This window comes from Verrucomicrobiota bacterium, from assembly GCA_016871675.1.
In the GTDB taxonomy this organism is placed as follows: domain Bacteria; phylum Verrucomicrobiota; class Verrucomicrobiia; order Limisphaerales; family VHCN01; genus VHCN01.
This window is the reverse complement of record VHCN01000023.1, coordinates 18,769-44,589: the sequence shown is the minus strand read 5'-3', so window position 1 is coordinate 44,589 and position 25,821 is coordinate 18,769. Positions and strand designations below refer to the sequence as shown.

18 protein-coding genes are annotated in these 25,821 nt (G+C 65.7%); 6 read left to right on the top strand and 12 right to left on the bottom strand.

The annotated features are described in order from the left end of the window. On the bottom strand, window positions 1-464 hold a 464-nt coding region (locus FJ386_07210), incomplete at its 3' end, for a ThuA domain-containing protein (GenBank protein ID MBM3876491.1). Between the two features lie 113 nt (window positions 465-577). Between FJ386_07210 and FJ386_07205 the strand changes: the two genes are divergently transcribed. Next, complete coding sequence (locus FJ386_07205; GenBank protein ID MBM3876490.1) at window positions 578-1,399, top strand: hypothetical protein; 822 nt, start codon at window positions 578-580, stop codon at window positions 1,397-1,399. Window positions 1,400-1,465: 66 nt separating this feature from the next. On the opposite strand, the gene FJ386_07200 is transcribed toward FJ386_07205, so the two are convergent. Together FJ386_07200 and FJ386_07195 are read right to left on the bottom strand one after the other, a co-directional pair. Then, complete coding sequence (locus FJ386_07200; protein ID MBM3876489.1) at window positions 1,466-2,737, bottom strand: 6-phosphofructokinase; 1,272 nt, start codon at window positions 2,735-2,737, stop codon at window positions 1,466-1,468. A 273-nt stretch (window positions 2,738-3,010) separates the two neighbouring features. Next, entirely contained in the window at window positions 3,011-3,343 is a 333-nt protein-coding gene (locus FJ386_07195) for a hypothetical protein (protein MBM3876488.1), read from the bottom strand. 196 nt (window positions 3,344-3,539) lie between these two features. On the opposite strand from FJ386_07195, the gene FJ386_07190 reads away from it, so the two are divergent. After that, window positions 3,540-5,609, top strand: coding sequence for a transketolase (locus tag FJ386_07190; GenBank protein ID MBM3876487.1), 2,070 nt, complete (start codon window positions 3,540-3,542; stop codon window positions 5,607-5,609). 45 nt (window positions 5,610-5,654) lie between these two features. On the opposite strand, the gene infA is transcribed toward FJ386_07190, so the two are convergent. The 6 genes from infA to FJ386_07160 all read right to left on the bottom strand — a co-directional run bounded on the left by infA (window position 5,655) and on the right by FJ386_07160 (window position 13,355). Then, window positions 5,655-5,888 carry a translation initiation factor IF-1 gene (gene infA, locus FJ386_07185; GenBank protein MBM3876486.1) on the bottom strand — a complete coding sequence of 78 codons (234 nt, stop codon included), beginning with the start codon at window positions 5,886-5,888 and terminating at the stop codon, window positions 5,655-5,657. 100 nt (window positions 5,889-5,988) lie between these two features. Next, a complete protein-coding gene (locus tag FJ386_07180; protein ID MBM3876485.1) occupies window positions 5,989-6,294 on the bottom strand; it encodes an RNA-binding protein in 306 nt (101 codons plus the stop codon). A 193-nt stretch (window positions 6,295-6,487) separates the two neighbouring features. Continuing rightward, window positions 6,488-8,029 carry a hypothetical protein gene (locus tag FJ386_07175; GenBank protein ID MBM3876484.1) on the bottom strand — a complete coding sequence of 514 codons (1,542 nt, stop codon included), beginning with the start codon at window positions 8,027-8,029 and terminating at the stop codon, window positions 6,488-6,490. A 212-nt stretch (window positions 8,030-8,241) separates the two neighbouring features. Beyond that, window positions 8,242-9,471, bottom strand: coding sequence for a hypothetical protein (locus tag FJ386_07170; GenBank protein ID MBM3876483.1), 1,230 nt, complete (start codon window positions 9,469-9,471; stop codon window positions 8,242-8,244). 50 nt (window positions 9,472-9,521) lie between these two features. Further along, window positions 9,522-12,059 (bottom strand): ATP-dependent helicase HrpB, encoded by a 2,538-nt coding sequence (gene hrpB, locus FJ386_07165; protein ID MBM3876482.1) that lies wholly within the window; start codon window positions 12,057-12,059, stop codon window positions 9,522-9,524. Between the two features lie 63 nt (window positions 12,060-12,122). Beyond that, window positions 12,123-13,355: an MFS transporter gene (locus FJ386_07160; GenBank protein ID MBM3876481.1), complete on the bottom strand. Its 1,233-nt coding sequence runs from the start codon at window positions 13,353-13,355 to the stop codon at window positions 12,123-12,125. Window positions 13,356-13,561: 206 nt separating this feature from the next. Between FJ386_07160 and FJ386_07155 the strand changes: the two genes are divergently transcribed. The 4 genes from FJ386_07155 to FJ386_07140 all read left to right on the top strand — a co-directional run bounded on the left by FJ386_07155 (window position 13,562) and on the right by FJ386_07140 (window position 22,154). Continuing rightward, a complete protein-coding gene (locus FJ386_07155; protein MBM3876480.1) occupies window positions 13,562-15,304 on the top strand; it encodes a glycosyltransferase family 39 protein in 1,743 nt (580 codons plus the stop codon). A 200-nt stretch (window positions 15,305-15,504) separates the two neighbouring features. Continuing rightward, a complete protein-coding gene (locus tag FJ386_07150) occupies window positions 15,505-19,998 on the top strand; it encodes a c-type cytochrome (protein MBM3876479.1) in 4,494 nt (1,497 codons plus the stop codon). Between the two features lie 346 nt (window positions 19,999-20,344). Beyond that, window positions 20,345-21,454 (top strand): hypothetical protein, encoded by a 1,110-nt coding sequence (locus FJ386_07145; GenBank protein ID MBM3876478.1) that lies wholly within the window; start codon window positions 20,345-20,347, stop codon window positions 21,452-21,454. 22 nt (window positions 21,455-21,476) lie between these two features. Beyond that, a complete protein-coding gene (locus FJ386_07140; GenBank protein MBM3876477.1) occupies window positions 21,477-22,154 on the top strand; it encodes a cyclase family protein in 678 nt (225 codons plus the stop codon). A 24-nt stretch (window positions 22,155-22,178) separates the two neighbouring features. Here the strand turns inward: FJ386_07140 and FJ386_07135 are convergent, their stop codons facing one another. The 3 genes from FJ386_07135 to FJ386_07125 all read right to left on the bottom strand — a co-directional run bounded on the left by FJ386_07135 (window position 22,179) and on the right by FJ386_07125 (window position 25,809). After that, a complete protein-coding gene (locus FJ386_07135) occupies window positions 22,179-23,645 on the bottom strand; it encodes a DUF1501 domain-containing protein (GenBank protein ID MBM3876476.1) in 1,467 nt (488 codons plus the stop codon). A gap of 170 nt (window positions 23,646-23,815) precedes the next feature. Then, window positions 23,816-25,030, bottom strand: coding sequence for a DUF1015 domain-containing protein (locus FJ386_07130; GenBank protein MBM3876475.1), 1,215 nt, complete (start codon window positions 25,028-25,030; stop codon window positions 23,816-23,818). A 41-nt stretch (window positions 25,031-25,071) separates the two neighbouring features. Then, window positions 25,072-25,809, bottom strand: coding sequence for an alpha/beta fold hydrolase (locus FJ386_07125; protein ID MBM3876474.1), 738 nt, complete (start codon window positions 25,807-25,809; stop codon window positions 25,072-25,074). Window positions 25,810-25,821: the final 12 nt, after the last annotated feature.

The following is a 25,821-nucleotide window of genomic DNA, read 5'->3' as shown; positions in this document are numbered from 1 at the left end:
GTGGTGTCGTTCACGAACTTGCCGTCGCGCAGCCGGATGTAGGGACCGCTCTTCTCGGTGCGCCCGCCCCAGCCGCCGACGCCGATCATCGTGTTGTATTCCGGCCACTCGGGGAAGGAGTTGTTCGCCGCGTGCACGGTCACAAATCCGCCGCCGCCGCGGACGTATGCCACGAATGCCTTTTGGGTCTCCTCACTCCACGGCTCACCATTGTAGTTGGACACCAGCACGTCGTTCCCCGCGAAGCGCGGCTTGAAGCCCGCCATGTCGCCGCCCTTCGCCGGGCTCGTCGCGACCTCGACCGTGAACCGGCCCGTCGTTTCCAGAATGCGCCGGATGACGGGCGTGGTGCTTTTCCAATCGTGATTGTTTTGTCCGTCAATGATGAGCGCCTTGAGCGGGGCGGCATGGGAAGTCGCGGCAGCGACGGCGGACACCACGAGCGCGGAGAGGAATCTGTTCATCCCCGCATCTGGCCACACTGCGCCAGCCGAAGCCAAGCAAATCTCCGGCTCCCGCGTCCGCGCAACCCGGACTTTTGAGTGGTGTTCTTTCCAACGTCGGCTACATTCGCCCCATGACACTCGCCCGCAACCTTCGCGGCCCCGGCGCCAGCGCGGCTCTCGCGCTCATGCTCGGCGTTGCGGCTTCGGGCGCGGACAACAAGGAGCAGTTCAAGGTCATCCTTGAACGCAATCCGTTTGGGCTTAAAGAGCCGGTGGCGCAACCGGTCGTCCCGACCCCATCCCCGGAGCCGCCAAAGACCGTGAAACTGAGCGGCATCGTGTCCATCATCGGCCCGCCGCGCGCGATGCTCGTGCGACAGGAACCCGGCCAGACCAAGCCTGATTACCTGACCTTGCGAGAAGGCGAAAAGGACGGCGCCGTCGAAATCATCCGCATTGATGCGGACGCCGGCGAAGTCGAGATCGTCAATGGCGGGGTGAAAAAGGTCCTTAACTTCAAGGACGACAAGCCCACGGGGCCTGCGCCGGCAGTTGCAGGGATTCCCGGCGCCACGAGCGGCGCACAGCCCCTCGGCGGCGTGGTTCGGAACACACCGCAGCCCACGGCGAGCTGGATACAGCCGGGATCCTCCGGCGCAACACCGGGCGTCGCACCCGCCGCGCCGGCAGGCGGCACTGCCGGCCCCGTCATGCAACCCGACCTTCGCCCCACTCCCTCACGCCAAATCCGCACGACGATCCAACCCCAGGCCAATGCGGTCCCGCCCGCCCCGCCGCAGATCGACCCGGTGAAGCAGGAACTTATGATGCGCGGGATGGAGATCTACCATAAGGACGCCATCGTCCGCGGCGACTTTCCCCCCTTCCCGACGTCCGCCCCGCCGCCCGCGCCGCCCGTGCCGCCCGTTCCGCCCGTTCCGCCCGTTCCCTGAGAAACGGCTCCGCTCGGGCCCGGCTCTAAAATCCCCGTCCGCGGTGAACCCGGTTCCCGCTTCGCGCTACTTCCGCGGGGCCAGCCTCTTCTCCACCGGATGCCGTTCCAGCACGGCGAACCTCGGCAAACCGCCCTCGATCGGCACCACCACTTCGCCCACCACCAGCGGGCGGACGTAATCCACGAACTTCCCGTTCACCATCATCCCGTCCGCGACAATCCACTCCCGCGGGACCAGGTGCTCGACGTTCGCAATGTCGCCCAGTGGCTGAAGCCCCGTCGTCCACTGGTAAGGCGCGTCGGCTGAGCGGACGATCTTGACCATGAACCCGCTCTGCCCGCCGACGGCGGCGCGGACGGCAGCCTGGCCGCAAGCCACGGCTTCCGTGGCATCCGTGAGACTCGCGAAATGCGCCGCTGCGCGCTGGGCGTAGCCGAGCTTCACCGTGCGCGTCTTGACCTTGAGCGCCCCCTGGACCAACTCGGCGAGCCGGTCAGCCGAGCCTCCGAGCGCCGCGTGCCCGAATGCGTCCACTCGTGACTTGTCCACGCCCACCTCCTCGCCGGAAGGATACTTGATGCCCTCGCCCGCGACGACGACGCAATGTCTCCGCGCATCGACCGACTCCCTTACCTTCGCGAGAAAGCCCTGCTCATCAAACGGAACCTCCGGCAGCAGGATGATGTGCGGCGCGTCGTCCAGTTCGCGCTTCGCGACGACGGTCCCGCCCGCGATCCAGCCCGCGGCCCGTCCCATCACCTCGATGATGCAGCAGAACCCATCATCCGTGGCCATGCTCTTCACGTCGGCAGCCACTTCCATCACCGTTGCCGCGACGTATTTCACCACCGAGCCGTAACCCGGACAGTGGTCGGTATGCGGCAGGTCATTGTCGATGGTCTTGGGCACGCCGATCACCCGCAACTCCCAGCCGCGCACCAGCGACTCCTCGTAAATCTTGTGTGCTGTGTCCTGCGAGTCGTTACCGCCCACATAGAAGAAATACCGGATGTCATGCGCCTGAAACACCTCGAACAGCCGGTTCATGTCTTGAGCGGCCCTCTCCGGGTCGCCCTTGAAGTTGATCTTGTAACGGCACGTTCCCAGCGCGGCCGCGGGCGTGTGCTTGAGCCCCTCGATGGTGCGGGCCTTCTCTTCGTTGAGGTCGATCAACTCCTCGTTGAGAATCCCGAGGATGCCGCTGAGACCACCGAGAATCTCCCCGATGCACCCGTGCCTTCCTGCCTCCTGGATGACGCCCGCCACGCTGGCATTGATCACCGCCGTTGGGCCGCCCGACTGCGCAACGAGGAGATTTCCGGCAAGTTCACTCATGGTGGAGGTGCGTTCGCGCCCGACGCGAAAAATCGGGCGCGACGATGCCAACCGGCCGGGGACGTGTCAAAGAGGGATTTGCCAGTCGTTCATTCCGTCCCGAAAGGACGGCGACCAGCAGCCACGGGGGAGGGCGAAATTCAGGAATCTGCCTTGCAGGGGCGGCGGTGGGTTCCGTCGCTCATCAAGCCCGCCCCCAGAAGAGTTGACTCTCCCAAAGGCGGGCTTGGGCGACAGAACCACAACCATCCAGTTGCGGCTCGAAATGCTCCGTCACTTCGCCAGTTCGATCTTGCTCGCGGTCACCAGCAGTCTGCCGTCTTTCTTCTCGCACGTGCCGGTCACTTTCACGGGCTTGATCTCCTTGCAAATCTCCTTGTGGAACGCGCTGCTCACGCTGTTCTCCACGAGGTAATACGTCGTCTTCTTGCCGTCCTTCTCCACGGTCACGGCGTTCTGGCACTTGTCCGTTTCCTTGAGGCAGCACTTGGCGCAGCAACCCTTGCCCGTGATCGTGATTTCCTTGCCCTTTCCCTCGGCAAGGACCGATGTGACGCCGAGCATGAGCGCGGCCGCGGTGAAGAGTGCGATGATTGGTATCTTCATGAGGTGATGGTCGTAGGAACGGTGGACAGGCTAAAACATCCGCGCGCGATGACTTCGCATTTCTTGCCAAGCCCCGGCTGTCTCTTGGCTTGCGCCGGCGCAAAAACTTCTTCCCTTTCCGTCGTTCACTTTTACAGTTCGCGCACGATTCATCGTTCGCGACAGAGCCCCCACCACAACCGCCACCCTCCCGACCATGGCCGCTGACACGTCCCCCGTTGCAAAAATCGAAGCCCCGCCACTCAAGCCCCTCGCGCTCAAGTCGCGCCTCGCCCCGACGCCGCGCAACCAACCGAAGTATTCCGTCACCATCAAGAACGCGGCCGGACAGGACGTTGTGCTCGCCGACCCGCGCGCGACCCGCGCGCTCGTGGCGCTGATGGACATCCACGCCGTGGTCGGCGGCGCGGCGTGTCATTGGGGCGGACCGGCGGCGTTCGCGGAAGTGATGGCCGCGATTCACGCGATCATGTTTGCGACCGGGGGACGCGAGTGGCACGAGGCGTTCAACTTCAGCAACGACGCCGGGCACACCGAGAACGGTGTCTATGCGTTGCGCGCGAACTATGGCTTCGACGGGATGACCTTCGACGATTTGCGCGGCTTCCGAAGCATCAAGTCCAAGCTCACCGGCCACGGCGAGTCGCACCTGAATCCCGGGGGCGTGCTGCTCAGCAACGGCCCGCTCGGGTCAAGCCTGCCGCAGGCGCAAGGACTCGCCATCGGCGACCGCGTCGCCGGGCGCGACCGAGTGACGATCTGCACCGTGAGCGACGGGGCGGCGATGGAAGGCGAAGCCAAAGAGGCCTTCGCCGCCATCCCCGGCCTCGCCGCGAAGGATCGCGTGAACCCGTTTGTGCTCGTGCTCTCCGACAACGACACGAAACTCTCCGGCCGCATCACAAAAGATTCCTTCTCGATGCAGCCCACGATGAACGCGATGACGACACTTGGCTGGAATGTCATCCGGGTGGACAAGGGCCACGATCTGCCCGCGGTTTACGACGCGGTCGAGAAGGCCGTCGCCGCGGCGCGGGCCAATCCGCGCCAACCCGTGTGCATCTGGCTCAAGACCGTGAAGGGTTACGGCATCAAGTCCACCGAGGAAAACGCCGCCGGCGGCCACGGCTTCCCGCTCGCGAACGCCGAGAAGATCGTGGACTGGATCCACGAGATTTACGGCGGCAATCCGCCGGAGGAATTCGCCGGGTGGGCGAAGTCGCAGCGCGCCGATTGGGAAAGGAAGGAAGCCGAGAAAAAGGCGAAGGCCGCCGCCGCGCCTGCTTCCGCCTCACCCGCTCCGAAGAAGGACAAGGTGCAGGCCGGCCTCGCGAAGGGCGCGATTCGCGCCGCGCAGGACGGTTTTCCAGTTTACTCGATTTCATCCGACGTGCAGGGCTCGACGGGAATCAGCACGTTCCAGAAGGCGTTGCCCGACCGGTTCGTCGAGGTCGGCATCGCGGAGGCGAACATGGTGAGCGTCGGCGCCGGGTTCTCCAAGGCCGGGTTCATTCCCATCGTGGACACGTTCGGCCAGTTCGGCGTCACGAAGGGCAATCTTCCGCTCACCATGGCCGCACTGTCGCAAGCGCCGGTCATCGCGATGTTTTCGCACGTGGGCTTTCAGGATGCCGCGGACGGTGCGAGCCACCAGGCCACGACCTACCTCGCGGCCGTCAGCGGCATTCCGCACACGACCGTCATCTGCCCGAGTTGCTCGGATGAAGCCGAGGCGTTCATGTATGAGGCCATCAAGCGGCAGGCCACCGACCGCGCCGCGGGCAAGGACGGCGAGACCTACATCTTCTTCGTCGGTCGTGAAAACTATCCCCTGCGCTGGGTGGACGGCCCGGTCTGCCCGTGGGGCCGCGCGCAAGTGCTCCAGACAGGCGCGGACGTGGTGCTCATCGGTTGCGGCGTGCTCGTGAACAAAGCCATCGAAGCCGGCCGGAAACTCGCCGGGCAAGGCGTGAAGGCGACGGTCATCAACAATCCCTTCGTGAACAAAGTGGACCTCGAAACCATCGGCGCAGCGGTGAAGGCCGCGGGCGGCCGGGTCGTGACCATCGAGGACCATCAAGCCGTCGGCGGCATGGGCGCGCAAGTGAGCCACGCGCTTTCACAAGCGGGCATCGCGCACCGCATCAAGACCCTCGGCATCCACGGCGAATTCGGCCAGTCCGCGTATCTGGCGGAGGAACTCTACGACCGGCACGGATTGACCTCGGACAAGATGGCCGCGGCGGCGATGGAGTGGGTGAAGTAACCGTTCTTGCGCACCACGTGGCCCTATCGAGACACGGGCGATTTGCTATCGCAGGCGCCACGTGATGCGGCCCTTGCTCAAGTCGTAAGGCGACATCTCCATCTTCACGCGGTCGCCGACCGTGAGGCGGACCCAGCGCTTGCGCATCTTGCCGCAGATGGTGGCGAGGACGAGATGTTTGTTGGTCAGTTCGACGCGGAACATGGTGCCGGGGAGCACCGATTGGATGCTGCCTTCGACTTCAATGTGCTCTTCCTTCGTGGGCAAGTGTGCGCTCATCAATGGCGGTGAATTGTGGTTGAGTGGGTCGTTTGACTGCTTGGCTTGAAAAAGACCGGGGCCCGGTTGAACCGGGCCCCGATCCGTGAATCCAGTGGGACTAGTAGCGGTTCGACCCGCCCCCGCCGCGGTAGCCACCACCGCCGGGGGGACGCTCCTCGCGCGGACGGGCGATGTTCACCGTCAGGGCGCGGCCGTCGAGTTCCTTCCCGTTCATCGCCGCAATGGCCTTCTGGGCTTCCTCGGCGGACGCCATGGTCACAAAGCCAAAACCGCGCGGGCGGTTCGTCATGCGGTCCATCATCAGGTTGGTTTCCGTGACCGTGCCGTGCGCGGCGAACGCGTCCTGCAGGTCGTTTTCAGTGGTGTTGAAGGAAAGATTTCCCACAAACAGTTTGTTACTCATGTGATGTCTTGCTGTCCGACAAACGAGCACTTTCCGAAGCTGTTCCCGACCATCGGGTTTCAAATCATCACTGAACCAGGTTCACCTGAAGATTCACCATGCACCGAAAGAGACAAGCCATCTAACAGACCCGCGTAGGGTGACGGGTCCAGGCCAAACCGCAACTAATATCGTCAACAATCTTCGGCCGGTCTCAGGGGATCTCCGCTTCAAACAAGCCCGTAAGCGGACGTCCCGACACTTTCACCTGCACCCAGATGCGGTAGCGGCCGGGTTGCGGGAACTCGTAGGGAAAGGTCACGGATTCCACGGAACCCTGCGCGTGGGGTTTGGCCATGGACAACGTGGCGGAGTTCGTGGACGAACCCGCGGGAGGGCGCGCCAACGCATCGCGTTGGTCGCGGCGCTCGAAGGCCTGTTGCGCCGCCATCGAGACGGTTCCCACGGGATGCAAGTGGGCGAAGACCTTTCCATCGGCGCGGCGCACGGCGGCGTGGCCGAACATCCCGATGTAAGGCTCGAGTTTCGCGGGCGAGCCATCAGGTGCGAGCACGCGGAAGCGCAGCGAAACCTCGCGTGTTGCCACGAGTGGCGCGGAGTCTTCCCAGACGAGCGTGAAGCCGCCGTCGAGCGGGCACCGGCGCTCGCCGCCTGCCGCTGGCTGACCGAGTCCCGCGCGATTCCCGACGTGCCACGAGTCGTCGGGGTCGGGCGTTTGATACCAATTCACGTTCGCAACATTCGCGACGGGCGTGGAGCAGAACGGGTCGGATGCGGTTCCCGGCGCGGTGGTGGCTGCGCCGGTGTTGGTTCGCGGGAGCGAGTAGGCGATCCGACTTCCCGTCTGCTTCACTTCGACATTCGCCGTGAGCGTTTGCGCGAAGCCGCTCTCGTGAGTCACGTCGGCGATCACAGCGTAACGACCCGGCGGGACTGGTGGCACCACGCATTCGAACGTCGTGCCGTTCCGTTGCACGGGATGCAGATGGGCGAAGACGTCCTGCTCCGGTTCTCGAAGCAGGAACAGATGCATCATCTTGCCGTGATCGGGTATCACGGGGGACCAGAAGCGCGCGTTGCGGCCGGTGTTGTCCACGCGCAGTCGCAGCACATCCACCTCGCGCTCGTTGCGGATGTCCGCCGTGACGGGCAATGGTTGGTAAAGGCGGTTGTTGCGGTAGTCGCGGTCCACGCGATCCCACCAGAGCTTTCCGCCGGTGACGCCGCCCGCGATGACCACAAAGGCAATACCGCTGCCCATCCACGCGGCGAGTCGCGCACCTTGCGCCGGCGCGCCACCCGGCTCCGTCAAGGCATCGCTGAAGGCGGCGCCGGTCAGGCGCACGGCGAGGACGAACAGCAGGGTCGCCATCGCTGAAAGCACGACGCCCATCACAGGCGGCATGTCGCGTCGCACGGTGGCCACGGCGTTCACGGGGACGATGAGTTCTCCGCCGCCATCGTCGGCTTCCACGTTCACAAGGACGCTGTAAGCGCCGGGCGCCATGAGCCAGAGTTCGGCGGAGTAACGGTTGGTTTCACCGGGAACGAGTTGTGCCACATCCGGCGGTGGCGCGCCCTTCTTGCCGGCCGCCCAGAACACGGGCAACGCCGTTACGCGGCGGACTCCGGCGCCCTCGACCTTGATGTTGATCTCCGCAATGCCAGGAATCACCGGCGGCGGCCGGATGACGACACGCACCGGGTGCGCGCCGCAACGGCCGTCGAGGATCACGTTCGGACTGCCGATATGCGCGGCTGCACCCAACGGGAAGAGGAAGGCCCCAACGGAGCACAAGACGCGGAAACGCAGAAGCAACCTTGTCACCGAAAAGGACCCGGCTGCCCGGCGACAACTTTGCTCCGGCCGCGTCGCGCCCCGGGATGCCTCGGATCGCGGCGCGTTCCGCCCCGGGCCCTGCGATGATTGTGCTTCCTCGTCGGCCATCATCGTCGCACGCGAACCATCCAGTGACCGAGCCAGAGCCCCCAGCGCGCGGCGAGCACCGCCACGCCGAATGCCAGCAGCAGTCGCGCGGGTGTGACCGGCACGGTGCCCCGCTTCCAGAACTCGTTGGTCCAACTCCCTTGCGGCACGAAGTAGGGCCATTTGCCGTCGCGCGCGAAGAACCAGTTGTCCGCGGCATCGCTCATCAAGAACGCCGCGAAGGGCCATTGCACAGCCAGCAGCACCCCAAGAAAAACGGCTCCGAGAGCCGCCGCGAGCACCCACTCCTTCCACCAGTCCGTGGCGAACGGACGCAGCAACGACGAACCTAGGTCGCGCCGAAGCGACGCAGGCCAGAACCGCATCACGAGATCGATCGCGAGCGCGGGAATCACCAGCAGAATCGGAAACGCAGGCGGCACCATGTGCGTGACCTGGCGATACACCGGCGCGAGCTTCGGCGTCGCCGCGAAAAGCGGCAGCACCCAGATCATCCCGCAGAGGATTCCCATGTAGGTAAGCGCCGCGACCGTTGCGGGCCAGCGGAGCGACGATGCGCGCGACACCAGCACGACGAGCGGCAGGAATTGCAACGTCGCGGCGATGTAGAAGACGAGTCCCCGATGTTGATTCGGAAAGCTCTCCTCCGTGATGAACACGGCGTTCATCGAGATCATCACGCCGGTCATGAGCGTAAACAGCAGAGCGAGCCGCGCTCGCTGTGCGCCCTCGCTCCGGTTCTGCCACGCCAGCACGAGCAGCAGGCAACCGAGCGCCACGCCGAACATCCCGACCGCGAGCAGCGAGTGCGGCGGGCTGATGATCTGCACATCGAGCCCGTAGGCGTTGTGCCACCAGTCGTCGAACGGCGCGCTCGTGACCATCGCCAGCGCGCCCCAGATGGTGGCCCACGCCCCGAGCGGCGCGTGCGCCCCGAAAATGCGCACCGACGACGCGCGCTCCTCCGCGGTGCCGAAGAAGGTCGTCTTGAACGCCAGCCAGCCGCACGCGAGGCCGGGCACGATCCCGCCAAGTTGAATCATGATATGCGCAGCCGTCCAGAACGTGTCGCGCCCGACCGTCGAGTGCCACGAAATGTCCCACAACACACCGATCGGGATGCACGCCGCGCCGAGCACCACGATCACGCAATGCCACGGGACGGCCGAAGCCGCGGCCCGTCGTTGCGCCGCCGCCTCGGCGGGCAGGATGGCGGAAGGAGTTTGCATGATGGATGCCGGCGAGGCGACGTGAAGTGTGTCGTGTCCTCCGCTCTGTCTCAACGCCATTCGTGCTTGGGATACTTGCGTTGAAGTTCCGACTTCAACCGCGGGTAGTGGGAACTCCAGAAACTCGCGAGGTCCTGGGTGACCTGCACGGGCTTGTTGCCGGGCGAAAGGATGTGCACAAGGACGGCCACGCGCCCCAGGGCGATGCGCGGCGTCTGATTCACATCGTAGAGATCCTGGATTCGCATCGAGACGTAGGGCGCGACGCCCGGTGCGTAGGTCACCTTCGGCGTGCGGCCGTTTGCAAGCGTGAGGCGTTCGGGCGCGTGCTTGTCGAGCGACTGGCGTTGCGCGTCGGAGAGCCACGAGACAACCGCGGGCTTCACCTCCTTGTCGCGCAGGTCGCGCGCGCTGGTCGCACCAAGGCAAATCTGCTCGATGATCGCCTGCCGGTTCTCGTCACTGATTGGCGGCAGGTTGAGTTCGGGACAGTGAGTGCAAAGAAGCTGCAGTCGCTGGAGCCACTGTTCGACCGAGTGATCCCACCGTTCGAGCTGCACGCGCCCGGCGACGACCTCGGCGGCAAGAAGCCGGGCCGCCGCCTCCGGAGGCGGGGTGCCGAGCCGTCTGGCGGACAACGCGAGGCCTCGGAATTTGACAATCTCGGCGGCCTGCACACGGCGCTCCCGCGAATCGTATGCCACGTGCTGCGTGGCCTCGAAGTCGCCGGGGAACACCTCGCGAAGCCATGGCTCCTCGACCGCCGTCGCGAGCGAGAGCAGCGTCCGCACCTCGTCATCCCGTCCCTCGATTTCGCGGACTTCGGCGGCCACGAAAAGCGCCGTGTGGGTCACGCAACTCTCACGGGCGAGCACGCCCCGCCGTCCGTGAACCAGCTCGCAGCGCAGGGTGCCCTGGTCCACACGGCGCGCCACACGATCGCTGAAGCCGATGAGAATGCACTTCTGCAGCGCGTCGTCCGGCACGTCGCGCGGGGCGGTATCGAGTCCCTCGTCCTTCGCGATGCGCAGAAACTGATCGAGCAGCGGGCCGACCTGCCGGGCCGTCACCATGTGGATGCCGAGCCGGCGGCACGGTTCGGGCCGGAAGTTGTGCTTCACCGCGTAGGTCCACGCGCGCATCAGGATCCAGAAATCCGAGGACGCCTTCTCGCCGAGCAGGTCTTCCCGATAGTCGCGCACGTCCTTGCCCACGTTGCGCTGGAGCAGGTCGCGCCCCTGGGTGAGTGCCGCGACCAGACAGGCTTGGTGGACACATCCATGGTCCTGCGCGGCGAGCAACATGCGCGAGTAGCGCGGGTGAACCGGGAACGCGAGCATGCGGCGGCCGAGTTCGGAGATGTGTCCGTCATGGCCGAGCGCACCGAGGTCGGTGAGCAGTTCCTCCGCGTGGGCGAGTGCGATTTCATCGGGCTTCTCGAGCCAGCGAAACTTCCGCAGGTCCCCGACGCCCGCCGCTTTGAGCGTGAGGACGATCTCCGCGAGATCGAGCCGCTTGATCTCGGGGAGCTCGTGCGGGGCGCGTTCGTCGTGCTCCGGACGCGACCACAGGCGGACGCATTTGCCCGGCGAGGTGCGTCCCGCGCGGCCGGCGCGCTGGTCGGAGCTTGATTGGGAAATCTTCTCGATGAGCAGCGTGTTGATGCCGCGGTTGGCGTCATAGCGCGCGAGGCGGGCGAGCCCGCTGTCGATGACAAGTTTCACGCCGTCAATCGTCACGGACGTCTCGGCGACGTTGGTGGCCACGACGACTTTCGGCTGGTCGTAGCGCGCGACGGCAGCGTCCTGGTCGCGTGGAGGCAGTTCGCCGTGAAGCGGGAGCAGGATGTAACCGCGTGATTCGGCCGAGTTGCGGAGAGCTTCGAGGGTCTGGCTGATTTCGTAGCCGCCGGGCATGAACACAAGCACGTCGCCGCTCCCGCCGGAGCGCACGTGCGCGATGAAAGCGTCCGCGGCAAGTTCCCACGGCGGCGGGGCGTTCTCACCGAGCCTGTGCGGCAGATACTCGACGTGCACGGGGAAAACGCGGCCCTGCGATGCAAGCATCGTGCACGGCCACATAAAGTCCTCGAGCGCCCCGGCGTCGAGCGTCGCCGACATCACGAGGATGAGCAGGTCGGGGCGCAGCGTTTCCTGAAGTTCGAGAGCGCGGGCGAGCGTGATGTCCCCGTAGAGGTGCCGCTCGTGAAACTCGTCGAAGATCAGCGCCTGCACGCCCTGCAGCTTCGGGTCGTTGAGAAGCCGGCGCAGAAGAATGCCTTCCGTCTCGAACTTGATCCGCGTGACGTCACTGGTGAAGTTCTCGAACCGGACCTGATAGCCCACTTCCCGGCCGGCTTGCACACCCATCTCGAATGCGACGCGATGCGCGAGCAGGCGGGCCGCGAGCCGGCGCGGTTGCAGGATCACAACCTGGCCGTCGCCGAGCAGGCCGTGCTTGAGGAGCATCTGCGGGACTTGCGTGGACTTTCCCGAGCCGGTGGGAGCCTGCAACACGAGGCGCTTGGTCGCCTTGAGCGCCGAGAGAATGTCGGACTCGATGTCGTAGATGGGAAGGCGGTCGGCCATCGGCCGGGCGTTGTATCGCGGTGGAGATGCTGACGCGAAGGCAAAATCGCGAACTCAAGTCCGCTATGGCGACGCGGGCTTCGTCTCGTTCGAAGCCGGTGGCGAGTCCTTGAACAGCACCGCGAAGACGACGATCAGCGCGCCCGACATTGCCGCGGGCACAAACCAGATGTGCTGCCACAAGTGCGCGTGCCCGTCGGGAACAGCGGGATACGTCAACGCACCCGCCGTGACGCCGGCGAGCCATGAGCCGACGAACATCCCCGCGCCAAGCGTGACGAACGCGTGGAACCCCTGCGTCGCCGCGCGGATATCCTCCGTCGCCCGCTGGTCCACATACATGCGGCCCATCACGAAGATGTAGTCGTAGCACATCCCGTGCACGGCGATCGCGATGTAGAGCATCCACGTCGCGTCGCGCGCGGCGTCGAATTGCGTCAACAGGCCGAATCGCACCGTCCACGCGACCATGCCGAGGATGAGGATGCCTTTGACGCCGAGGTGCCGCAGCAGAAATGGCAGCAGCAGCAGGAACACCACGTCCGACACTTGCGCGCCCGTGAGCTTCATCGCGGCGTTGGTGATCTTGAGCTCGCCCATGAATGCGTGCATCCAGTTGAAGTAGAAACTCAGCGGGATGCAGATCAGGAACGAGCACAGGATGAACGTGCAGAAGGAGCGGTCGCGCATGAGCTTGAGCGCGTCCAGGCCGAGCATCGTCCGCACACTCACCGGCGCGCTGGCGCCCTTCGGCGGCGTGTGCGGCAGCGTGAACGAGTAGAGGCCCATCACCAGCGCCGCTCCCGACGCCAGTCGGAACATGCCCGCGTTGTCCTCCAGCTTGAACGCGCTCAACGCAAACCCCGCCGCGATCCAGCCCACGCTCCCCATGAACATGACCAGCGGGAATTCCTTCGAGGGGTTCTTCGAATGATGCAGCGTCAGCGCGTTCGTGAGCCCGTGCCCCGCCATGTAAGTGATCGTGTAGGCGATGAGCGCCGGATAGAACGCGCCAAATGACCGCGTGGTGGAGACGTAATAGAGCAGTGCCGCCCCCGCGAGGTGCAGGCAGCCGAGCAACCGTTGCGTGGCGAAGAACCGGTCGGCGATGATCCCCGCGAAAAACGGCGACACCATCGCGCCGATCGCGGTCGTCCCGTAGGCCAGCCCGATCTGCCCGCCGGGGAACTTGAGTTCGTTGTTCAGGTAGGTGCTCAGCGTGACATACCACGAGCCCCACACGAAGTAGTGCAGGAACACCATGAACCAAAGGCGCAGGAAGAGCGTGAAGGACATGCGTCGGAGTGTTGGAGGACGCGCGTGTTCTACGGGTTCGAGGCGGCGCGGTCAATGAATTCGACGGGCCGGATGGAGTGCGCGACGCGAAGCTCTGAAGTATTCAGTGTTCAGTGTCCGGTATTCAGTGTTCAGTTTCGGGCGTTCATCGCGCGGCACGAGGCCTCGCGGGCTGAACACTGAACACTGATTACTGAACACGTCCGGTGACCGCCTCCGAGCCGCCAACTTCTTCGCGCTGGCCTGTCGTCCTCTTCTCCCTTGCCGCCTTCTTCCTCCTGCTCGGCACGCGCGGGTTGAACGAGCCCGACGAGGGACGCTACGCCGAAATCGCGCGTGAGATGATCGAGCGCGGCGACTGGCTCGTGCCGCATCTCTGGTATGTGCCGCACCTCGACAAACCGCCGGTGACCTACTGGCTTGTCGCGGCGTCGCTGAAGCTGTTCGGCTTGAACGCCTGGGCCGTGCGGCTGCCGCTCGCGCTCGCCGGCTTGAGCGGCGTGTGGGCGGCGTTTCTTCTCGCGCGCAGCATCGCCGGCGCGGGCGCGGGCCGGACGGCCGCGCTCGTGCTCGCAAGTTCCATGCTCTTTTGGGCGATGGCGCGGATGCTCACCACCGACATTTTCCTCACGCAGTTCATCACGTGGTCGCTCTATTTCTTCTGGCGAAGCTGGCGCGAACTCGACGCGCTGAGCGACGAGGATGAGGACGCCCGCGGCCGCGCGGGTCGCAAGTCATTCCTCTGGCAAGTCGCCGCGTGGGCCGCGCTCGCGGGGGGCTTTCTCACGAAAGGTCCCGTCGCCGTGGCGATCCCATTCGCCGCGGTTGTTGCGCTGCTGGTGTTCCGGCGGGCGGACAAGGTCCGCTTGAACATCCTCGTCATCGGCGCGGTGGGCGGCACGCTCATCTTTTCCCTGCTCGCGCTGCCGTGGTATTTCGCCGTGTTCAAGGCCGTGCCCGGCTCGTTCGATTTCATGGTGAAAGGGCAGGCCATCGGCCATTCGCTTGGCGGCATCGACAACCGCGGCAAGCCGTTCTACTTCTTCATCGGCGTGCTGGCGGCGGGCTTCCTGCCGTGGACGCCGCTGCTCGGCTGGCTGTGGCGCCGCGCGCACTGGCGCCTGCTCGGCAAGGCGCACAGGGACGCGTGGGTGCTTCTGACCGCCTGGGCCGCATTCACGTTCGTGCTGTTCTCCCTCACGCGCGCGAAGCTGCCGGCTTACATCGTGCCGATGTTCCCCGCGCTCGCGGTGCTGGTGGCGATGAGGTGGAGGGAGGGGTTCGAGGAATGGGGACAGGAAGCACTCGCCTCGAGGCTGCGCACCGCGACGGCGTGTTGTGCATGGCTGCCGTTGATCACCCTGCCGCTCGTGTTCAAGTTCGCGTTCAAGTTGGATGATCAACCGTGGATGCGGACCGGGATGGGTTTGGGCTGCTTCATGGTGGTTGCGGTCGCGTTCTTTGCTTCTCGCCATTGGAACGTGCGGGGTTTCCCACTGCAACCCGCGGCCATGAGCGCAGTCGCGCTCCTCACCGTGCTGTTTTGGACTCCAGAAATCGAAACCCGCCTTCGCAGCAACCAGACCCTCGCGCCGCTGGGCGCCGCGCTCCGCGCCGAAGTCAGGCCGGGCGATGCCATCCTCTGCATGACGCGCATTCCGCAGGGCCTGCCCTTCCACGCTTTCCCCGCCATCAACGCCACGAACCGTCCGTTCATCCACGGCTTCCCCATGCACCGCGTGCCCTTTGCGTTTCCCGGCAACGCCGACCGCATGAAGCCCCTGCTCATCCCGGATGAGCCCTCGCTCTCGACGTTCCTCGGCGGCGACCGCCGCGTGCTCGTCGTGGGATTCAAGGGGGATGTCGAGAAAGTCCGCCGGCTGCTTCCGGATTCGACACCGAGGCTGGTTCTCGCATCCGGCGAGTGGGAACTGTTCAGCAACCGTTGAAGCGCACCGGGGCGCTGAAGCACGGCGCGGTGACTTCCATGGTGTGCGCCGGCAGAGCGCAGCGGCGACCGCGCTTGGGGACGCATCGGCGAAAGCGGCGACGCGACGGACTTGCCGGCGCACTCCAAAGCACCCGCGCGATTCACCTGCCGCTTTTCTGAGTGAATTCACCGGCGCGACCTGTAATCTCCTGCGCACCTATGAAGCGACTTCTTCTCCTCCTTTCCGCCGTGGTCGCACTCGCGATCCCCGCTACCGCCGCCGCGCCCTTCGAGCTGAAGGACGGCGACCGCGTCGTGTTCCTCGGCGACACGCTGATGGAGCGCGAGCAGCATCACGGCTGGATCGAGCTGATGCTCACCACGCGCTTCCCCGACCGGCGCGTGACCTTCCGCAACCTCGGCTGGAGCGCGGACCTCCCGGACGGCGAGTCGCGCCTAGGACTCTCGCTCGGGCAGGCCGGCAACGAGCCGCCGGGCGAAGCGTGGAAGCTCATTCAAAAACAAATCGAGGAGACCAAACCGACAGTCGCGTTCATCGGCTACGGCATGGCCGCGTCGTTCGCGGGCGAAGCGGGGTTGGAGAAGTTCAAGGCGGACTACAACCGGCTGCTCGATGCGATTGAGAAGATTTCGCCGGGGTGCCGGTTTGTGTTGCTGTCACCCATCAAGCACGAGCAAGTGCCGTGGATGTCGCTAGACCCGACGAAGCACAATGAACAACTGAAACTTTATGTTGATGCCTGCCGTTTGATTGCGAAGGAACGCAGTGCATTCTTCGTGTCGCTTTTTGACCGGGGGCCGATGCACTTCTCTTTATATGAGGCAACGCGAGAGTCGACTGGAAATGTCAGCCGAAGTGAAATCTTTCAGACAGAGAACGGAATTCATCTGGGGGAACTCGGCTATCACCAGACAGCTCGGTCTTTGGAACTGGCTCTCTTCGGAACGCGTCACACACTGAATCCTGGATTTTCTGCGCACATGCAGCATTTGCGGCAGTTAATCCTCCGCAAAAACGAGTTCTTCTTCCACCGCTCCCGCCCGGCGAACATGGCTTACATCTTCGGCTTCCGGAAACGCGAGCAGGGCAAAAACGCCGTCGAGATGCCGCAGTTCGACCCGCTCATCGCCGCCGAGGAGAAGAAGATTCGCGAGCTGTGCAAGCACTTGAACGACGCGAGCTTCAAGCCCGGCCCCGAACTCCAGCCCGCCGCGCTGCTCGGCAAGGCCGCCGCCGCCAAGCACACGCCGCAGCCCACGCCCGAGTTCACCGTGGCGGAAGGTCTCGAAGTCACGCTCTGGGCCGAGAACCCGCACCTCGCCAAGCCCATCCAAATCAACTTCGATCCGCAGGGCCGCCTCTGGGTCGCCAGCAGCGAGGTCTATCCGCAAATCGAACCCGGCCAGGCCGCGCACGACAAAATCGTCGTCCTCGAAGACACCAAGGGCGCGGGCAAGGCCGACAAGGCCACAGTCTTCGCCGACGGCTTGCTCATCCCCACCGGCCTCGCGCCCGGCGATGGCGGCGTGTATGTCGCGCAGAGCACCGAGCTGCTGCACTTGAAGGACACCAACGGCGACGGCAAGGCCGACGTGCGCCGGGTCGTTCTCTCCAGCTTCGGCACCGAGGACACGCACCACAACCTTCACACGCTGCGCTGGGGGCCGGACGGCCGGCTGTGGATGAGCCAGTCCATCTACACGCGCAGCGAGGTCGAGACGCCCCACGGCGTCGTGCGCCTGCGTTCGGGCGGCGTGTTCCGCTTCGAGCCGTCGTCGCTGAAATTGGAAGTCGTCTTCAAGGGCTGGGTGAACAGTTGGGGCCACCAGTTCGACGAGTTCGGCCAGAGCTTCATGACCGACGGCGCGGGCGGCGGCGGCATCAACTGGGGTCTCCCCGGCGGCATGTATGTGACTTACGCCCGCGCGCGCCGCATCCTCCCGAGCGTCAGCCCGGGCGGCTACCCGAAGTTCGCCAGCCTCGAAATCATCCGCAGCCAGCACTTCCCCGCCGACTGGCAGGGCCGCCTGGTGACGTGCGACTTCCGCGCGAACCGCGTGACGAGTTTCAGCATCACCGAGCAGGGCGCGGCCTACATCACCAAGCAGGAGACCGACATCTGCCGCACCTCGAACAACACCTTCCGGCCGATTGACGTGAAGCTCGGCCCCGACGGTGCGCTCTACATCGCCGACTGGAGCAACCCGATCATCCAGCACGGCGAGGTGGACTTCCGCGACCCGCGCCGCGACCACGAGCACGGCCGCATCTGGCGCGTGGCGATGAAGGGCAAGCCGGTCCTGAAAAAACCGGAGCTGGTGAAAGCCGGCACGAGCGCATTGCTCAACGAACTGATTTCGCCCAACCACTTCAACGCCTCCCAAGCCACGCGCCTCCTCGTGGAGAAAGGCGCCGACGCCGTCGCGCCCGAGCTGAAGACCTGGACCGCGAAGCTCAAGACCGAGAAGGAGCAGCTCGCTGCACTGTGGATTCACCAGTCCCTGAACATCCCCGCGCCGGAGCTGGTCACCAAGCTGCTCGCCGCGCAGGACGGCCGCATCCGCGCCGCCGCGGTGCGGGCGTTGAGCTTCGCCACGGCTGCGCCCACCAAACCAGTGCTGGTCGCCGACGCGAACGGGACCGCGAGCACGTATCTCGCGGACGCCAGCGCGAGCTTCGCCGAGAGCGACACCGTCGCGCGACTCACCAAGCTTGTCGCTGACCCGCACTCGCGCGTGCGCGTCGAGGCCGTCCGCGCGCTGGCGAAGTTCCCGTCCGCCAAGTCCGCTGAGCTCGTGCTCTCCGCCGTGGACACCATCGGCACGGACCCGTTCCTCGACTACGCGGTGTGGCTTTCCATCAACGAGCTGGCGCAGCCGTTCCTCGCCGCGCTGGAGTCCGGCGCGTGGGGGCCCAACTCACCGGCGAAACAAGCGCAGCTTGAGTATGCGATGAAGGCGCTCGACCCCGCGCTGGCGTCATCCAGCGTCGCGAAGATTCTCGCCGCCAAGCCGCTCACCAAGGATGGCTCCGGCCCGTGGATTGAACTCATCGGTGCCGCCGGCGGTCCGGCGGAAATCAACCGCCTCTGGGAGCAGGTCGTGAAGCGCGACTTCACCGACGCCGCGCTCAACCGTGCGCTCGCCGCGCTCACCTCCGCCGCTCGCCTCCGCAATGTGAAGCCCGCGGGCGACGCCTCGCGCGGCCTCGCGCTGCTCTCCTACGCGAACCTCGCCACGCGCGTCGCCTTCGTGAACTTGCAGGGTGCGTGGAAGAATCCCGGCGCGGCTTTCGCCGAGATGGTGAAGCTCGCCGGCACAGAGAACACGCCCGCCGAGGTCCGCACCGCGCTCTTTGGTGCGTTCCGTGAGTTGGGCGCGATTGGCCCCGTGCTGGGCGCGCTGCAACCGCTGGCAGCGAAGACTTCGCCCGCGCCCGTGCGCCGCGCCGCCGCCGTCACGCTCGCGTCGCTCCAGCCCGCGAAGTTCGCCGACCTCGCGCTCGACGAACTGGCCGAGACGAAGACCGAAGCCGAGGCGCTCGACCTCTGGCGCAGCGTGCTCGCCACCAAGGGCGCGGCCAAATCGTTCGGCGAAAAAGTCGGCAGCCGCACCGCGCTGCCCCCGCACGTCGCCAGCTCCGGCCTCCGCGCCGCCCGCGAAGGCGCGCAGCCGGACGCCACGCTCGTCGCCTCGCTCACCAAGCTCGCGAACATCACCGCACTTTCGCCCGACAAGCTCACGCCCGCGAAGCTTAAGGAACTGGCCGACCTCGCCGTGAAATCCGGCGACCCCGCGCGCGGCGAGCGCGTGTATCGCCGTGCGGAACTCGGCTGCGTGCTCTGCCACAGCATCGGCGGCGCGGGCGGCAAGGTCGGTCCCGACATGACGAGTATCGGCGCAAGCGCGCCGGTGGATTACCTCGTCGAGTCCGTGCTGTTGCCGAACGCGAAGATCAAGGAGGGCTTCCACTCGACCGTCATCACGACGAAGGACGACCAGGAGTTCAGCGGCTTGCTCGTGCGCGAGACGGGGCAGGAGGTCGTCGTCCGAAACGCGCAGAACGTGGAAGTCTCCGTGGCGAAGAACAACATCGCCCGGCGCGGGAACTCCCAGTTTTCGCTCATGCCCGCCGGCCTGCTCGACACGATGCCGGAGGCCGAGCAGCTCGACCTCATCGCGTTCCTCTCGAAGCTCGGCAAGCCCGGCAACTTCGACGCGGGCAAGGGCGGCGTGGCGCGCGTGTGGCGCGTGCTGCCGGTCACGCACCGCATGAGCCAGGACGGCATCGAGCCGTTCACGAAAGGCGATTTCACCGGCAAGTGGGACCAGTTCCACAGCGGCTTTGCTGGCGGGCTCGCTTGGGGCACGACGACAACCCTCGTGAACGGCGCGCTGTCGAAGCCCGAGTTCGAGGAACTCGCGAAGGCGCCGCTGCACGTGACGGTGAATCACCTCGTCGCCGGCACAACCTTCACAGCCTCGAAGCCCGGCCCCGTGACGCTCGTCCTCGAAGGCGGGGACAAGCCCGATGTGTGGCTTGACGGCAAGCCCGTCAAGCCCTCGCCGAGCGGCGAAATCAAGACGACTGTCACCGCTGGCGCGCACACGATCGTGCTGCGCTTCGACGCTCAGAAGCCGCCCGCCTCGACACGAGTGCGGTCGGCGGACGTGACGTTCAGCCTGAACTGACATCGCCTCCATTTGCACCCCGATGCAGCGCGTGAGAGTCTCACGCCTCGAAAGCAGCCGGCATCGTTGGCATCGGCCACATCGCCTCTGGCATCGCGCTCGTGGCGCTGCACGATGCTGCGGGCAAGGGCCCGCGTGCCGGAGGCATCGAAGAGTTTTGACGGGAGGGGACCTGGCTCCGGCGCAGGAATGGCGCGAGTCAAGAGCGCGCCGTTGCGCCGCGCCGAGTTTCTTGTTTTCACCCTTTGGACCAGGTGTATCATCGCCGCGCCGCCGGACCATCGGCGGAGCGATTTTGTCCGTTCGCGCCGCGTCCACTCCGCCCCAGATGAGCCAGAAGAAGCAAATGAAAGCGGTGGGCGTGATGCCCACCCGCCGCCAAGTCGCGCTGCTCGACCACGACGAACCCGCCCTGACGGGCCCGAGCCAGTTGAAGGTCCGCACGCTCGACGTCGGCATCTGCGGCACGGACCGCGAGATTTGCACGTTCGTCTACGGCGCGCCGCCCGCCGGTTCGGAGTATCTCGTGCTCGGCCACGAATCGCTCGGCCAGGTCATCGAGGTCGGCTCCCGCGTCAAGCGCATCCAGGTGGGCGACCTGGTGGTGCCTTCCGTGCGCCGGCCCTGTGACGACGCGCACTGCCGCCCCTGCCGCGCCGACCTTCAGGACTTCTGCGCCACGCACAAGTTCGTCGAGCGCGGCATCAACCAGACGCACGGTTACATGACGGAGTTTTACGTGGACGACGAGAAGCACTTCACGCTCGTCCCGCCCACGTTGCGTGACTTCGCAGTGCTCGCCGAACCGCTGACCATCGCCGAGAAAGGACTCGCGCAGGTGTGGCGCATCCAAAGCCGGCTGCCGTGGGCTTCTGCCAAGCCGGGCAGGCCGGGCAATGGGCTCCGCGCGGTCGTGCTCGGCGCCGGGCCCATCGGCATCCTCGGCGCGATGACGCTCGTCTTGAACGGATTTGAAACGTGGGTTTACTCGCGGTCGCCAAAGCCAAATGACAAAGCCGCGCTCGTCGAGAGCTTCGGCGCGAGATACATCTCCGCGCAGGAGAAGACGCCGCAGGAACTCGCCGCGATGGTCGGCAACATCGACCTCGTCTACGAGGCGCTCGGCGTGTCGCACGTCGCCTTCGGCGTGATGGAAGTGCTCGGCCTCAACGGCGTGTTTGTCTTCACCGGCATCCCCGCACCCGAGGGCCACATCTCAGTGCCTGGCAACGTGCTCATGCGCAATCTCGTGCTGAAGAACCAAGTCGTCGTCGGGACGGTCAACGCGGACAAGGCCGCATTCGAGAACGCCATCCGCGACCTCGGCGAGTTCAAGAAGCGCTGGCCCAAGGCGCTCGCAAACGTCATCAGCGCGCGCCATCCCGTCGAGAACTTCCGGGACCTCCTCGTCGCCAAGCCCACCGGCATCAAACACGTCATCACCTTCAGCAAGTAGCTGGAGCCATCGCCCTTTTCGCATGAGCACATCCAGCCCCTGGCTCGACATCACCGTCACCTTGCGCGACGGCATGGTGCACTGGCCGAATGACCCCGAGTGCCGCGTCTCACTGCACGTCAAGCTCGGCGACCCTGTGCCCGACCAGCCCGGGAAAACCATCCCGTGCAATCTGACGAAGCTCTCGCTCTGCGCGCACACCGGCACCCACATGGACGCCCCGCGGCATTTCATCCGCGACGGCCGCACGATGGAGTCCATGCCGCTCGACGCCGTCATCGGCCCGTGCCGGGTCATCGCACTCAAACACAAGTCCGCGATCACGGTGGAGGAATTGAAGCCGCACAAGCTCAAGCGCGGCGAGCGCGTGCTGTTCAGGACGCGCAACTCCACCCGCTCGTGGCGGCTCGCGAAGACCTCAACCTTCGATGAGCAGTTCATCTACATCCCGGCCGACACAGCGAGCTACCTCGTCGAGCGCGGCGTGATGACGGTGGGCGTGGATTACCTGAGCGTCGGCGGGTGGCAGAAGGACGGCGTCGAGTGCCACCAAATCATGCTCGGCGCGGAAATCTGGATCATCGAAGGCCTCGACCTTTCGAAGATCAAGCCCGGCCACTACGATCTCGTCTGCCTCCCGCTGAAAATCCTCGGGGCCGACGGCGCACCGGCGAGGGCGGTGTTGCGGGCGAGGAAGTGAAGCCCCGCGACGCGCGGCGGCGCGTCACGCGAGGATGTCGCGGATCACCTCGCCGTGCTCGATGTCGAGGCGCTTTCGACCTGGGATTTCCAGCCGGCGCGAGTCGAGCCCGAGCTGCTTGAGCAGCGTCGCGTGCACATCCGTCACATAGTGCGCGGGCTCCACGGCGTGAAACCCGAGTTCATCCGTCGCGCCGTGCACGACCCCGCCCTTGATCCCGCCGCCCGCCATCCACACGCTGAAGCCGTAGGGATGATGGTCGCGCCCGTCCGAGCCTTGCGACCCCGGCGTGCGGCCGAACTCCGTCGCGAAGACCACGATCGTCTCGTCGAACAGGCCGCGCGACTTCAGGTCGCGCAACAGCGCCGCGCACGGCTGGTCCACCTGCCGCGCGAGGTTGGTGTGATTCGCCTTCAACCCGCCGTGCGCGTCCCACGCGCCCGCCGCGCCGTCGCCGTGCTGGATTTGCACGAACCGCACGCCACGCTCGATCATCCGCCGCGCCGCGAGCAATTGCGTGCCGAACGCCCGCGTCGGTTCGCTCTCCGTCCCGTAGAGTTTCTTCGTCTCCGCGGATTCCTTCCCCAGATCCATCACCTCGGGCACCGCCATCTGCATGCGGTAGGCGAGTTCGTAGGATTTGATGCGCGCGGCGAGGCTCGCGTCGAGCGGATGCCGTTGCGCCGCGAGGCGATCGAGCTTGTTGACGAGGTTGAACTGGATTTCCTGCTCCGCCGCGCTCACGTCCGCCTCGGGCTTGGCGTAAGCCAGTGGCTCGCGAGGGTCGATCTTCAATGGCACCGCATCGTAGGCCGGACCGAGATAGTGGCCGTCGCGCGTGTCGAAGAACCGCGGGCCCATGTTCACGAACTGCGGGAGGTTTTCGTTCAGGGTGCCGAGCCCGTAGTTCACCCACGCGCCGATCGTCGGCACCGGCGGCTCGAGCATGTGGCGGCCGGAATGGAACTGCACCTGCGCGCCGTGGTTGTCGTCCGTCGTCCACATCGAGCGCACGATCGCGATGTCGTCCACGCATTCGCGGATGTGCGGGAAGAAGTCGCTCACCTCGATGCCGCTGCGCCCGGCCTTTTGGTAGCCGACTTGCAGCGGGTAAATCTTGTTCCGTTGCTGGCCGTTGGCGTCGTTCACCACCACCACGCGCACGCGTTTGCGCTTCTCCGGGTCGTTGATGCCCTTGAACGGCGTCTCCTCGAAGGTCTTCCCCGCGTAGTGGTTCAGCGCCGGCTTCGGGTCAAAGCTCTCCATGTGGCTCACGCCCCCGCGCATGAACAGCCAGATCACGCTCTTGGCCCGCGGCGCAAAGTGCGCGGTGCCGGTCGGCGCCTGCCACGCCGCGTCCGAACCACGGGCCTCGCGCGCAAGCATCGTGCCGAGCGCGAGCCCGCCGAAGCCAAGCGCGGTGCCGTGGAGGAACCCGCGACGGGAAACGACATCCCGCCGTTTCACGAAACACTCGCGCTGGTTGTTCATCGGGGCCTTTGGCGGCACGGGACTTGGACGCGCCGGCGGCTGCCCGCCCATCAAACGGAATTCGAACCGGCCCGTCGCAGCACAGCGGGGCGACTTTGATCGCAGCGAGTCATCGCCCGTCTTCACAACTCGCGCCGGGAAACTTGAACACCCGCGTCCAAAACCCGGGACTAGATCATGTGGCAACACATCGCGTCGCGGAGCTTCGGCTCAAACCACGTGCTCTTCGGTGGCATCAAGCCGCCGGCGTCCGAAATGGCCATCAAGTCCTCGATGCTCGTCGGGAACATCGAGAACGCGCACGCGGCGTCGCCCGAGTTGACGAGCCGTTCAAGCTCGGCCGTGCCACGGATGCCGCCGACGAACTGGATTCGCGTGCTCGTGCGCGGGTCCTCGACGCCGAACAAGGGCGCGAGCACGACCTTTTGAAGCAGCGTCACGTCGAGCTTCTCGACCGGGTCGCTCGTCGCGGTGAACTGCGGCCGGAAGTGCAGCGTGCGCCATGAGCCGCCCAGGTAGAATCCCAGCTCGTGCTTGCGCGAAGGCTTCGCCGCGCCCGCGTCCTTGATCACAAAGACGGAGTCGAGCGTCGCGAGCAACTCCCCCGGCGAGCGGCCGTTGAGATCCTTGAGCACGCGGTTGTAGGGCAGGATTTGCAACTGGTCATGCGGAAAGATCACCGTGAGGAAACGATCGCTGTGACCCGCAGCCTTGCGCGCTGCCGACACGCGCGCGGCCGCGGCGCTGCGATGATGACCGTCCGCGATGTAGAGGCACGGCACACGCGCGAACTCGTCCTCAATGCGGCGCAGGTCGGCGGCGCCCGCAAAAACCCACGCGGAATGGCGAACGCCATCGGGCGCGGTGAAATCAATCTCCGGCGCCGCCGCGGTGCGCGTCGTCACAATCTCGTTGAGCGCAGCGGTCGCCCGGTAGGTGAGGAAGACCGGACCGGTCTGCGCGTCGAGCGCTTCCATGTGGCGGACGCGGTCGTCTTCTTTGTCGGGCCGCGTGAGTTCGTGCTTTTTGACGATGCCGCGCTGGTATTCGTCGCAACTCGCGACCGCGACGATGCCGGTCTGCGAGTGCGCCCCCATCACCTGCCGATACGCGTAGAAGCACGGCTGCGCGTCCTGCCGCAGCGCGCCTTGAGCGATGAGGCGCCGGAAGTTCTCGCGACCCTTCGCATACACCCCGGGCGCGTGCACGTCGGTGCCGGCGGGCAGGTCGATCTCCGGCTTGCTGACGTGCAGGAAGCTGAGAGGGTTGCCGGCGGCCATGGCGCGCGCCTCGTCGGACGACATCACGTCGTAAGGCAGCTCGCAGATGCGCGCCGCGAGCGCGGGAACGGGCCGGAGCGCGGCAAAGGGTTTCACGGTCGCCATAAAGCGCGGCGACGATAGGAACCGTCCGCGGCGGTTGCACGTCAAAAGCGCACGCCGCGCGCCTCGTCGCGATCGAAGTGCCCGTTCACGAGAAAGTGGACCGTTTGATGGCGTGCGGCCGGGTTCCGCATCATGAAGGTGTGGGACGAGTGCACCACCACGTGGTCCTTCATGCCGGCGATGCGGGTCGCATTGACCGTCACCTTGCTGTCATTCGGCCTCTCGTCGAGCAGGAATCCGCCGAACAGCGGGCGGTCCCCCGCGATGACACCGAGCTCAAAGTTCGCCGGACCAAGCCGCGCGGGCAGGTCATCGGGGCCGGTGCCGAGCCGCGGCAGATTCGGCCCCACCACCCACCGCACGACGTCGCAGCACTTGAACCAATCCGCGAGGGTGCTGCCGCGGTTCGGCGGGCCGAGCATCACCACGCGGCCGAGGTTGGTGAAGGTGTGCGTGGCGAGGTGTTGCCGGAGAAGAATGCCTCCAAGCGAGTGCGAGACGAAGTGGACCTTCGCCGTCCCGGCGGGAATGCGACGTGCGAGTTCCCGCGGAAGGTAATCGTCTGCGATGCGCTCGACCGGCACGCGCCACGAAGGGTAGCTGAGGTTTACCACGTGATAGCCCGCGCGGCGGAGGTCGCGCTCGATGGGTTTCATTGAGACCGGAAACCGCCCCAGCCCGTGCAGGAGGACGACACATTCGCGGCGTTCCGAATTCGTGGGGGCGCCGTGCGCCGGCCCGGTTGCGGCGAAGCAGAGCAGCGTGAACGAGATGAGCATGAGCAGCGGCAT

Excerpts from the sequence above, each read along its gene's own strand:
- FJ386_07200 (MBM3876489.1), bottom strand. The coding sequence starts at position 2,737 with ATGAGTGAACTTGCCGGAAATCTCCTCGTTGCGCAGTCGGGCGGCCCA.
- FJ386_07195 (MBM3876488.1), bottom strand. The coding sequence starts at position 3,343 with ATGAAGATACCAATCATCGCACTCTTCACCGCGGCCGCGCTCATGCTC.
- FJ386_07145 (MBM3876478.1), top strand. The coding sequence starts at position 20,345 with ATGAAAGCGGTGGGCGTGATGCCCACCCGCCGCCAAGTCGCGCTGCTC.
- FJ386_07150 (MBM3876479.1), top strand. The coding sequence starts at position 15,505 with ATGAAGCGACTTCTTCTCCTCCTTTCCGCCGTGGTCGCACTCGCGATC.
- FJ386_07135 (MBM3876476.1), bottom strand. The coding sequence starts at position 23,645 with ATGAACAACCAGCGCGAGTGTTTCGTGAAACGGCGGGATGTCGTTTCC.
- FJ386_07130 (MBM3876475.1), bottom strand. The coding sequence starts at position 25,030 with ATGGCGACCGTGAAACCCTTTGCCGCGCTCCGGCCCGTTCCCGCGCTC.
- FJ386_07170 (MBM3876483.1), bottom strand. The coding sequence starts at position 9,471 with ATGCAAACTCCTTCCGCCATCCTGCCCGCCGAGGCGGCGGCGCAACGA.
- FJ386_07190 (MBM3876487.1), top strand. The coding sequence starts at position 3,540 with ATGGCCGCTGACACGTCCCCCGTTGCAAAAATCGAAGCCCCGCCACTC.
- infA (MBM3876486.1), bottom strand. The coding sequence starts at position 5,888 with ATGAGCGCACACTTGCCCACGAAGGAAGAGCACATTGAAGTCGAAGGC.
- FJ386_07125 (MBM3876474.1), bottom strand. The coding sequence starts at position 25,809 with ATGCTCATCTCGTTCACGCTGCTCTGCTTCGCCGCAACCGGGCCGGCG.
- FJ386_07140 (MBM3876477.1), top strand. The coding sequence starts at position 21,477 with ATGAGCACATCCAGCCCCTGGCTCGACATCACCGTCACCTTGCGCGAC.
- FJ386_07180 (MBM3876485.1), bottom strand. The coding sequence starts at position 6,294 with ATGAGTAACAAACTGTTTGTGGGAAATCTTTCCTTCAACACCACTGAA.
- hrpB (MBM3876482.1), bottom strand. The coding sequence starts at position 12,059 with ATGGCCGACCGCCTTCCCATCTACGACATCGAGTCCGACATTCTCTCG.
- FJ386_07205 (MBM3876490.1), top strand. The coding sequence starts at position 578 with ATGACACTCGCCCGCAACCTTCGCGGCCCCGGCGCCAGCGCGGCTCTC.
- FJ386_07160 (MBM3876481.1), bottom strand. The coding sequence starts at position 13,355 with ATGTCCTTCACGCTCTTCCTGCGCCTTTGGTTCATGGTGTTCCTGCAC.